The organism is uncultured Gimesia sp. (genome assembly GCF_963972345.1).
In the GTDB taxonomy this organism is placed as follows: domain Bacteria; phylum Planctomycetota; class Planctomycetia; order Planctomycetales; family Planctomycetaceae; genus Gimesia.
Genome location: NZ_CAXAVM010000063.1, coordinates 24,100 through 35,177, shown reverse-complemented (window position 1 = coordinate 35,177; position 11,078 = coordinate 24,100). Strand labels below are relative to the sequence as shown.

At 49.6% G+C, this 11,078-nt stretch carries 7 protein-coding genes; 2 read left to right on the top strand and 5 right to left on the bottom strand.

Features of this window, described 5'->3' with window-relative positions:
- The coding region (locus AACZ40_RS12760; RefSeq protein WP_339674588.1) for a family 10 glycosylhydrolase at nt 1–2,176 on the bottom strand (2,176 nt) is incomplete at its 3' end.
- A 427-nt stretch (nt 2,177–2,603) separates the two neighbouring features.
- Between AACZ40_RS12760 and AACZ40_RS12755 the strand changes: the two genes are divergently transcribed.
- Complete coding sequence (locus AACZ40_RS12755) at nt 2,604–4,538, top strand: hypothetical protein (protein ID WP_291169460.1); 1,935 nt, start codon at nt 2,604–2,606, stop codon at nt 4,536–4,538.
- Here the strand turns inward: AACZ40_RS12755 and AACZ40_RS12750 are convergent.
- Nucleotides 4,535–5,947: a 6-phosphofructokinase gene (locus AACZ40_RS12750; RefSeq protein ID WP_339674585.1), complete on the bottom strand. Its 1,413-nt coding sequence runs from the start codon at nt 5,945–5,947 to the stop codon at nt 4,535–4,537. The genes AACZ40_RS12755 and AACZ40_RS12750 overlap by 4 nt on opposite strands.
- 347 nt (nt 5,948–6,294) lie before the next feature.
- Between AACZ40_RS12750 and AACZ40_RS12745 the strand changes: the two genes are divergently transcribed.
- The gene (locus tag AACZ40_RS12745) at nt 6,295–7,512 is read left to right on the top strand and encodes a trypsin-like peptidase domain-containing protein (protein WP_291169465.1); all 1,218 of its coding nucleotides are present in this window, start codon (nt 6,295–6,297) and stop codon (nt 7,510–7,512) included.
- A 66-nt stretch (nt 7,513–7,578) separates the two neighbouring features.
- Here AACZ40_RS12745 and rpmA read toward each other — a convergent pair whose 3' ends face one another.
- The 3 genes from rpmA to AACZ40_RS12730 all read right to left on the bottom strand — a co-directional run bounded on the left by rpmA (nt 7,579) and on the right by AACZ40_RS12730 (nt 11,040).
- Complete coding sequence (gene rpmA / locus AACZ40_RS12740; protein ID WP_291169468.1) at nt 7,579–7,830, bottom strand: 50S ribosomal protein L27; 252 nt, start codon at nt 7,828–7,830, stop codon at nt 7,579–7,581.
- A 166-nt stretch (nt 7,831–7,996) separates the two neighbouring features.
- A complete protein-coding gene (locus tag AACZ40_RS12735; RefSeq protein WP_291169471.1) occupies nt 7,997–8,836 on the bottom strand; it encodes a hypothetical protein in 840 nt (279 codons plus the stop codon).
- A 755-nt stretch (nt 8,837–9,591) separates the two neighbouring features.
- The gene (locus tag AACZ40_RS12730) at nt 9,592–11,040 is read right to left on the bottom strand and encodes a serine/threonine-protein kinase (protein WP_291169473.1); all 1,449 of its coding nucleotides are present in this window, start codon (nt 11,038–11,040) and stop codon (nt 9,592–9,594) included.
- Between the last annotated feature and the right edge of the window lie 38 nt (nt 11,041–11,078).

Here is an 11,078-nt window from a genome sequence, read left to right as displayed (position 1 = left end):
CCCCTTCGCGACTGCGGGACGGCAGTAATTCCCGGGCCGAGAAAACGATCTGAGCATCCGGCGATTCTGCCTGAAGCACGTCGGCTAACAGTTGATGCAGCTCCCGGATTTTCTGACAGCGCCATTGTGTCCACTGTGGTAAAGCGGTTGTTGTCAGAAAGTGAAAACGTTTCTGGTATTTGTCTGTTTCCGAATCGAAGGGAACCTTGATGCCGGTCTCTTTCTGGAACTGCTGAATCGTCTGATCATCATAACCCCAGTCCAGACCAGGGAGCTGCAGATAACCATTCAGGCTCAATTGTACCGCGACACCCTGAAAGGATGGATGCCCTTTGTAGCGCACGACCAGCTCACGGAATATATTGACAATCTCAGCCTGCACTCTTGGATCCAGGGGGTTATAAAAGGGAGCCTGGCCTCGGGATGTGCCTTTTGCTTCACGCCACGTCTGCCCGGAGGAATTCACCAGTTCAATCCCGGCGGCCTTTCCGGAATCATCCTGCAGCAGCTGTTCCAGTGAAGTCAGCATCGAAGAGAACTGCAGTTCCGGCAGCAGGGTTAATTTCTCCCGGTTGAATATCTGAAACAGCAGCTCTAAAACATCCTTACGTACGATATCCTGACCGGATGAATGATAGACCCCGGAATCGTATCGCGGCGTCGGTGCCAGAAACTCAGAAGGATAAATGGCACTTCCGTCAGCTGAGACAGCCATGAGGACACTGTTGAATCGATGGTATTTTAAATAGTAACTCAAGCGCTCACCCGCTTCCCGAAACGTCTGCCAGTCGTCCAGGCTGCGGTTACTTTTACTGTCTAACACCTGTGTTGCCCCAAATATTTCCGGCAGCAATGGTTTCTGCAGATAGGGCCCGGTCAGCCGATTCTTTTCTTTCCCAAAACTGACTTCGCCTGCAGACTCATTTCCCGAAGGCAGGTGTTCTGGAAGCTCAAATACTTCAACGCGCGTCACTTCAGCTGGATTCTCAGAACCCAGACTGTGAAATAATACAATAGGATTATCAACTTTTGGCCAGAAGAGGATTTCCGCCTGCAATTCGTCCGACTGGTCTGTCGCAGCGACACCAGAATCAGGCTGATAGACTCCCGAATCAATGCCAACGGGTACGAGTTGCCCGGCGGCATCCGGTTCCAGGATGCTGAAACCCAAACGGGTACCCTCACGGCGCGGATATGTGACCAGTAATTTGTGGGGACGATGCAGATTCTTCACCCTCAAGTGACAGGCTGACCAGGGGGGAGACTGCTGGCCAGACTCTTCCAGGGTAGAATTGGATTTAAAGAATGATTTCAAGGAACCCCTGAATCGGCCGCCGGGACGACGTTTAACCAGATCCCGATGATCGAGAGCACTGCTCGGAGAAAATTCATCTACCAGGATTCCCGCATCAGGAATAGATGACTTTACAGGGGACGGAGATTGTTCTTGCGAAACCACCGCAAACTGGGCTACAGCCTGATGACTTCCCATGGCCACCATCAGGTTATACTCACCTTTCGCTGGCGACTTTACTGACAGACTGACACCTTGTTTCAGTAATTCGATGCGATCCAGGGCTGGCAGCTGAACAGTCCCCGCCGTAACAGCCTCGCCTGTGCGGGCTCTTTGAATCGTCCAGTTCAACTCCTGAGCGGGAGCGTCTGTGTTACTGAAGAGAAAGTGAGGAAACGCCTGAAATGTGATTTCCTGACCTGGTTCAAAAACAAGGTGTGGATGCCTGGCCCGTAAGACGAAGGAATCACCGGGTGCCTGCTGCACAATCAGCTGGGCTGCAGTCTGACTGATGGGGAGGATTTCTTTCTGCGTCAGGATATCCTTCACTGAAAACAGCTTTTTCAAGGTGATCTGTGGATCATCTCGATCCTGCAGCATTACCTGGATTGCAGCATCAGTGCCGCCACGGATTAGGAACTCAACACTGTTAAAGACACGTCGCGAACGTGGCTGATAACGAACCGACTGACCCGTTTTCTTTAAAACTGCGGCTTCGTCTGCATCAACTCCAAGGGAATTCACCGAGAACAGCTCACAACCGGTCAAATCAAACTGGGCTCCCCAGTGACGGGGAACTGCCTCTCCCCATTCAATGCGGATTCTGACGGGGACCGTGATATCTTCCTCGGCTTCTGCTGATACCGGAAACGGAAGTGCCATCCATAAGATAGCCCAAACTGAAAATAAAGATCGTTTCACAGAAACCTACTTTTCCGCGTGATGGAAGTCCGAGAATCGGGGCCCGCTCGAATTGAGCAATCGATTGAAAGTCAACAGGCTGTGAAGAAATGATTTAAAAGGTAAGAAGCCAGATTATATGGATTTCCTGATCTGGGCCAAGGGCAATTATTTTAGAAAAAGCAAGGCAAAAGACGCCAGTTTTTCCAGGAAACGTCTTGACTTAAAACCCGAATCATGTCAAAAAACGCATCCTCTCTCACAGCTGGCTTCCGGGCTCTCAAACCAGAAGCAGTTGTTACTTACAATTCCTGAGCTTAAAGCATTCTGTATCATTCCGCTTTGCATCTCCGGAATTGCAACAACCAGTCTCACTCCTCTCAAAACCCAATACCTACCTGGACTAATCATGATGTTAAAAAACGGTTTCTCTCTGGTAAGCTGTCTGTTTCTGCTGACATTGACCACTGGTTGCGCTTCATTAGTGGAAGTGACTGCGATAGAACAGTTCTCAAAAGCGATCGAAAGTGGAGACCTCAAGTCGTTGAAACATCACTCGACAATGAAATTTTCAAAAGTGGCTTTGCGGGACGAAACATCCCTGGATGACTTGAAAATCCTCAAGATTCCGACCGGCGAAACCACCATTGTCGAAATCACCGACATCTCCGAGAATCACAAAAAAGTCGTAGCTGAAGTTGGTAAAAACAAGAAGAAGCTGCTGTATGAACTCAAGCGAGTGACCAAAACCGGTGAATGGGTTGTCGATGACATCTATATTAAACAGAAGCAGCAGAATTTGACGGTCATGAAATCTGTGACCGAGCAGATGGATCTGCTGCTGACAGTCCGCGAATTCGTTTCTGCCTGGGAAAAGGGTAACCGCGATGACATTCTCGGCACCACAGATGGCGATTTTAAAGAAACCCTGCAACAGCTGCATCCCGCGTTTCTGGCGAAGCTGTCTCAAAAAGTAGCCGGCGAATCAAAGAGTTCGAAAAAACGACGTCCTGATGCACAACTGGACAAGAACATTGCCATTATCAGACTCCCCCGCCGTTCCGGTGAAATGGTCATTTCCATGAAACTGCAAGATGGAAAATGGAAGGCCACCGATGTCGCTGTGGAATCAAAAGTGGACGGAAACCATATCAGTTCTGCCAAGAAACAGGCCAAAATGCTGTTAGCCGTCAGCAACTTTCTCGATGCCTACAACAAAAATGACAAGGCGGAACTCGAAAAATACTCAGCTAGTCAATTCTTCAACGGCAGCCTCGATTTTGGAGATCTGAAGCTGGCGGCATTGCCACAGTCACATGCTGCAGCCGCAGACTACGAATTACGCATCGAGAACAATCTGGCAAATTTTGTAACTCATAATGATGGAAAAATGGTGAATCTGTCTCTGGTCAAACTTGAATCAGATGAGATTGATGTTCCAGAAAAATATCTGATCGAAGAAGTAACACTTTTCCAGGATCAGGGAAACCAGCAGATTACCCTGACTTCGCTGTTCTCGACCCGGGCAATCACCATGGTCTTCAGTGATGCACTGTCAAAGCGAGACATGAAGATTCTGGACTTCAGTTCGACTCCCGACTTCTCAAACCGGGTCTGGAAGCAAGTCGAACCGCAACTGGTTGCTCAGTTACCCCTGGATGAAATTACTGAACCAGGATTTGAAATTCTGGACATCCAATTCAACGGTGCCATCACAAAAGTATCTGCCCGACAGGGTAATCTGCCTGTGACATATATCCTGCGAGAGCATCTCGGGCAAATCCTGGTCGACGATATTGAACTGGATTTGAAAGGACGGCCTTCCTCGGTGAAAGCGACCCTGGAAATGATGGTACAGGTTCAGAACTATGCCTTCTCGATGCACGAGCAGAATATTCGAAACCTGCAACGACACTCTTCACGCGACTTCAACGAACTGGTCTGGCGACAGGTGGACCAGGTTCCGCAAACGTCTTTCAATATCCCGGAACTGCTCATGTCTGATCTGGCCAGCCTGGAGATCAATGAAAATGCAGGCTACTCCCGAATTCAGCTGGGAAGTGCCCAGCGGGGTGCGACTGTGCTGTTCAAAAAACAGCAGGGGCAGTACGTCGTGGATGATATCATGATCCACTCCGATACCGTTGCCTCAAACTACCTTTCCACCAAGAAAGAACTGCGCATGTCAATGGCTGCCAATGCGGGAACATTGAAACAGAGCACGGTCCAGGCAACCTATACGATTTCAAACGAGACGGTCCCTGATAGTTCCGCTGCCCCTCAAGCGGTATCAATTCCGGAAATTCAGCCGACAGCATTTGAGCTCCCTCAACAGGAACCTTAAAACTGCTCGGAGTTTTCCGATTCCACATCGGAATTCAAATAGCGAATATGTTTGTGAACGCTGACATTGATACTTTGATACCGGGTTTTCAGATGCCCGGTATCAAACAGATCTTCGCGCAGCAGTTCCAGGTCATCCGATCCAATCGCGTTGACGAATATCCGGGAAAGATAGTTGATCCCCAGTTTTGAAGGTTGATAGCGGTGTTCATCGTAAAAGGCAGGATGCAGTGTTCGCGGGTGAATGCCACGCCAGGCATCTCTGAGTGAATTCCCGTTGATCGAACTGACATAAAAGCCACGCTGTTCACTCCACTGCAGAATGGCGACATAGTTATTCTGTCGCTGCACGAGTAAATCAACGGCTTTGCCTCCCAGTTGCGTTGCATAATGGCGGTCAAAGCGGATAGGGCGCCCGCCCCGCTGTGTATGCCCGATTTTTCGCGTAAAGGTGGCCTGCCTGGCGAGTTCGTGTCTTTTGCGTGATACAAAATAGTGATCCCCCAGCGATTCGATCAACATATTCTCCAGCACTTCCGCAGCACCACTGAAAATGATATTGCCTGCCGGATCGACGCTTTTTGAGATATCCCCCAGCCGCTTCCCATCCTGATCACGCAATCCTTCGCCGATGACAATGACCACATTTTTCTGAGTTTCATAAAGGTCGCGTACACGACGTTCAAAGCGTTCATAATCGAGAGGAATTTCGGGAATCAGGATAATATCAGGTTGCCCGTACGCTGCTCCGAGAGCGAGGTAACCTGATTCACGCCCCATGACCTCAATGATGGCAATTCTGCGATGGCTCTCTGCCGTCGATCGAATACGCTGCACACCCTGCACGCACACATAAACGGCGGTGGCATAGCCGGGAGTCGCAAAGTTGACGATATCTTCCAGTTCCAGATCCTGTTTCCCAGGCATCTTGCGAAACTTCACTTTCTGGGTCTCCGGATTCACTTCGCGAATCCACTCATTGGGTTCATCAGGATAATTCAGCCCCAGATCATTATCGATGGTTTTGGGAGCCAGGACACAAGGCATAAACTGAGAGATCGGCTGCATCCCGTTCAGGGTGCCATCCCCGCCGATGCAGATGAGGCCCTCAATTCCGAGCTGATCCAGGCGTTTTTTCACCATTTGCAACTCGCCGGCGTGCGACTCATCAATATAAGTACGGGACGAACCAAGGATCGTTCCCCCACAGCGGGGATCGAGCTCCGGTAGTGTTGAGTAGAGCGGATTCAAGCGAATATGAGGCACATTGGGATCAAGTAAGCCACCAAATCCTTTAATAATGCCGACCACCTGCACTCGCAGTTCATTGGCTCGTTCGACAGCACCAAAGATAGTGGCGTTTAAAGCCGTTGTGTCGCCACCAGCAGTTAACAGGGCAATCCGACGCATCTCGATCCTTTCGTCATGCTGAAACGGGAACGCTATTTAAACATCAGCGTTTTCGCTGGTGCGACTTCAAACAGATTTGCTTCCACTGCAAATGTCTGATTGAATTCCTATTTACGCTGGCAGGAGAATTGTGATAATGAATTCGCATTTTTCCGGCTGATACTCTATTTTACCAGCATCAGAACTTCACTGACATTCTGGTCGGAAATTATGATGCAGATCAGTCGAGATTCCATTCTAAATTCAACAAATTCTTTCAAAATCCAAGTTTAACAACAGTTTCCGCCAACCCCCTGGCTTCTTGTTTTACCCAGTTTGTTAGAATTTCGTGTTGTGCGAGGTGTCACATGAAATATGTATTTGGTTGTTTTGTCTCAGCGATACTCGGTGGTCTGGTCGTCGCTTCATTTGTCTCCCCCGGAGCTGAACTGATCTCTCAATCTGAAGCACAGGCACCTCCGCGCCTCTCAGGACCTCAAATCTTACCGCCGACACCTCTGTCTGCAAAGCCGCCTGAATCCGCAGCCAATAAGACACAAGTTGTTCCAGAAACCATTCTCTTTAATCAGCGCGGTCTTTCACCGGAAGAAGAAATTAACGTCAGTGTTTATGAAAAATTAAACAAAAGCGTGGTGCATATCACCACAAAGAGTACGAAGACGGACGGTTTTTTCCTGCTGGAATATGATACGGAAGGGGCCGGCTCGGGAGCAATCATCGATCAATCGGGGCACATCCTGACCAATTACCATGTGATCGAAGACGCACAACAGGTAAATGTAACGCTGTTTAACGGGAAATCGTATACTGCCAAATTTGTCGGCGCCGATGTGATCAATGATATCGCCGTCATCAAAATTGAAGAGGAACCTGGCGTACTCAAACCGGTGGAGATGGCTGATTCCAGTAAGTTGAAGGTTGGACAGCGTGTGTTTGCCATCGGTAACCCGTTCGGCCTGGAACGTACCATGACCTGCGGAATCATTTCCAGCCTGAATCGCTCGTTGAAACTGCGGGGTAACCGTACCATCAAGTCGATTATTCAGATCGACGCTGCTGTCAACCCGGGTAACTCCGGAGGTCCGTTGATCAATTCACATGGCCAGTTAATCGGCATCAATACGGCCATTGCCAGCAGTACAGGTCAAAGTTCGGGGGTCGGGTTCGCGATTCCGTCAAACCTGGTTTCGCGAGTGGTCCCGCAACTCGTGGCCCATGGTCACATGATTCATCCTGAAATCGGAATTCAACGCGTGTATGAAACCGAACAGGGTCTGCTGGTCGCAAAACTGACACCCGGTGGTCCCGCCGAAACTGCCGGAATTCGCGGACCTAAGATCATCCGGCAGAGAAGGGGATTGATCACGATTGAACGCATTGACCGTGGTGCCGCCGACCTGATTGTCGCCGTTGACTCCAGGCCCGTGAAATCGGCATCGGACTTCCTGGATTACATTGAAAGCAAAAAGCCGGGTGACACTGTCGTGGTGACGGTTCTGCGTGGCAAAGAGCAGACTCCCACAAAAATCTCGGTGACCCTCACTACGGGCAATACCAGCCGATAAATAAAAAAGGCTTCCTGAACGATCGATTCAGGAAGCCTTTTAGTTTGTGTCTTCATGGGAAAAGTATTAGTTCAATTCAGGCTCAACGTTAATGCGTCGACCTTCGTTATCGAAGTAAACCTTTCCTTCCACCAGCGAAAAGATGGTGTAGTCGCGGCCCATGCCCACATTTTTCCCGGGGTGCCACTTTGTTCCGCATTGACGGGCAATGATGTTTCCAGCCAGCACGCTTTCGCCGCCGAATTTCTTGATTCCACGTCGTTGTGCCTGTGAATCACGACCGTTACGGCTGGAACCCTGACCTTTCTTATGTGCCATTACTTCATTCCTCAGGTAGCAAAAGTTGCCCCTGTTCAGGAGCATTTTAAGAAAATACTGTTAATTGAGGCCGTATATTGGCGAATCCGACCTGAACTTGCAAGAGATAATGCCGTTTCTGGACAACTTCCCACTCTTTTTCGCAAAGAACAGCCTGAATACGGGCTCAGGAAGCTGGTTTCGCTTCCATGTTCAGGTCTTTTATCATCTTAGCCGCATCATCAGGATCATCGGGCAGGTAAACCCAGTAGGGTTTGCCTTTGGGGCGGAATTCATGTTCCTGCTGTCCAAATTCATCACCGGGACGCCAGTACTGCTGAATCAGAGTTTTTCGCCAAGTCTGCATTTTGCCATCAGGGCCTTCGACATTTTTATAACCATTCGAGAGCCCGGAAAACAGAACAGTGAAGTAATCGGTTCCAGGATCAATGCCGGTCCAGATACAGACCCCATAAATGGCATTTTCTTGTTTGGCATCGGCTGGAGTTTCAGGAGGCAGTTCTCCGATAATCTCGACGGCATTTTTGAACTGCTGCCGTTCCCGCTGATTGATGATCTGTTCCGCTTCGGGAAGAATCTGGTTGGGATAAATCTTCTGTTGACCGTTATCATTGGTAATCAATGTGATTTCAGGCACAAATAAAGGTGGCCCCGGCGGTGCGACTTCCGGATTTTCGGGAGTAAATTCACTGGTCGAATTCGGTCGTTCAATCGGCCGCAGCACGCATTTATAAACCAGATACCAGACCAGGGTCTTCTCTTTTTTACCGGTTTGCGGATCCGTGAGTTCCATCCGCACCATGCGCATGGGTTTGAAGACCGCTTCCAGAACCCACAATGACTTCTGAGATGCCAGTTCCTCACCGGTAGCAACGACATCCGGCCTGATCGAGAACCCACGATTTAACGTGTTTTTCTGAGCGAATGCCTGATTTTCCCAGGAACTGACAAACAGGCAGCTGCAGACAATAACGGTTGCGAACAAATATTTGATTGATAACCCCATGAAATACCCCGAAGTTTTTCTTCAAGCAGAACAGGAAGTGGTTCCAGACTAAATTCAGTTTTACTGCGGCCTCTCGCATGCTATTTACACTGAGTGTGACAGATCGAGAGACGCTCTGATTAAATCTGAGGCGCTCCAGCAGACCACTTACGCATTAAAAGTATATCGTCTCATCCCGGGAAATTCCCATAGGGACTTTCGTGAAACAGGCTGAAAACCATAAGTCCTGTCTTCAACCCCCCCAACAAGTGTCGAATGTACACATCAAACACGGGCCGGGTTATCAATTCAGTGGGGAAAGCCGGAAATGAAATTTTGATATTTAGAAAGCGTCACATTTAACCATCGCGTCTCCCAAATTATTATACTTGGCCCAGATGGCATTGGAGACGCTAAAGTAAAACGGGACACCGTATAATTGACTATATCAGTGACTGGAATGGCTGGTCAAGCACTTGCTTTAAGTTCTCACCGGAATCGAAGATGATTCCAGCAGGCTGTGCAGGTTCATACTGGTTTTACTGGCGGGAATGTTATTGAAAGGTGCACTAGAGCGCATCACATTTAACCATCACGTCTCCCGATCTATTATGCTCGGTCCAAATGGTCCTGGAGACGCTACAGTAAAACTGGACACAGTCTAAAGTCCGCATCCACCACCTGCAAACGATTCCTCTCGCCGCCCGGCAACGCTATCAGGAATGACCGCTACAATCGCCATAAACGGAACTGGGGACGGGGAGCAGAATGCGGAATTAATGGAGATCGAAGTCGGTCAGCTTCTTTTCCACATCGTCCGCGTGCTGGGCAACTGCGATGACACTCTTGCGAATGTCTTCAGCATCCACTGACGAACGGGGAAAGGTATCCACCATGACAAATTTTGTTTCACCATTCACTTCGCGAATGGAAATCCCGCCATGCGAAATTTCCGCATTCAGCCTGAGTGCTTCTTCATAGTACTCTGGTTGCGCATCACAGCAGATACTGTATATCAACAACAGGCGTTCGTGCATCTGATGTTCGCTCGGTTCGATGAAGACCGTCTGCTTTCGCTGATTGGGCTGCCGAACCTCCAGAATGTATTGTTGACCGTTGCGTTTCCAGGAAACCAGGCTGTTATCAGCAAATGCTTCGTGAAGCATCCCTTCGATATTCTGTACCTGCCCGAGCACAGCATTCAGGAACAAGGCGGCCATATACCCATTCTGAAAGCGATTGGCAGGGCTCTTATCAAGCATCAGCGAAACACACTCTGCAATTTCCAGTGGAATGTCGGGGCAAAGATCCCGTACGCTGGGCGCAGGTTTCGTCGTGACTTCCTGGATCAGGGATTGAAAACTGGTTCCGCGATGGGGTAATTGCCCCGTCAACAAGACAAAAAAACAGACCCCGAGAGAGTAAACGTCTGATGTTGCCGATGCGGATTCGCCCTGAAATAATTCGGGAGCCATGTAATTGGGTGTGCCCGCCAGATTCTGCGATGCAGGCCGTTTTTCATCGGCATTAATCCGTTTTGCCAGACCAAAGTCGGCGATCTTGGGAACCCCTGTTGCAGTAAGTAGAATATTTTCCAGCTTGAGATCCTGGTGAATAATTCCCTTCACATGCGCCGTCCCCAGTCCGGAAGCAACCTGTGCAATCAGCGAGGTGGCATGCAGAGGCATCAAAGGTCCGTCTTCCCGGACCACATGACTTAAAGTCCGGCCTGCAATCAGTTCCATTTCCAGAAACCGGTAACCGCGTTCTTCACCAATCGCATGGGCTGTGACGATGTTCGGATGATTGAGCGTCGCCACTGCGCGGCCCTCATGTAAAAATCGCTGGACGTACTCTGGGTCACGTGCTGCCAGGCGTGGCAGAAGAATTTTCAAGGCACACTGCCGCCCCAGATCGCGGTGCGTTGCCAGGTAAACCATGCCCATTCCGCCCCGACCGATCAGTGACTGACAGCGATAGACGTGCAGATCCTGACCAATAATCAAATCTTCACACTCGTCGATGGCAATGGCGGATGCTGGTACGCCGTGATCTGCCACCACGATGGTTTCCTGAAGGTGGGCCACAGAAAGCCCATCGACCAGCGCGCCGCAGTCAGGACAGTGCGTAGCGTCTTGCTGCTGAAAGAAGGTCGCATTACAGTTCGCACAGTATTGCAACTGATTGTGCTGGTCTTCTGTTTTCGAATCGGAATCTGGTAACATTTCAGAATCTTGTCCAGCAAAACGGGGAAAATCAGTAA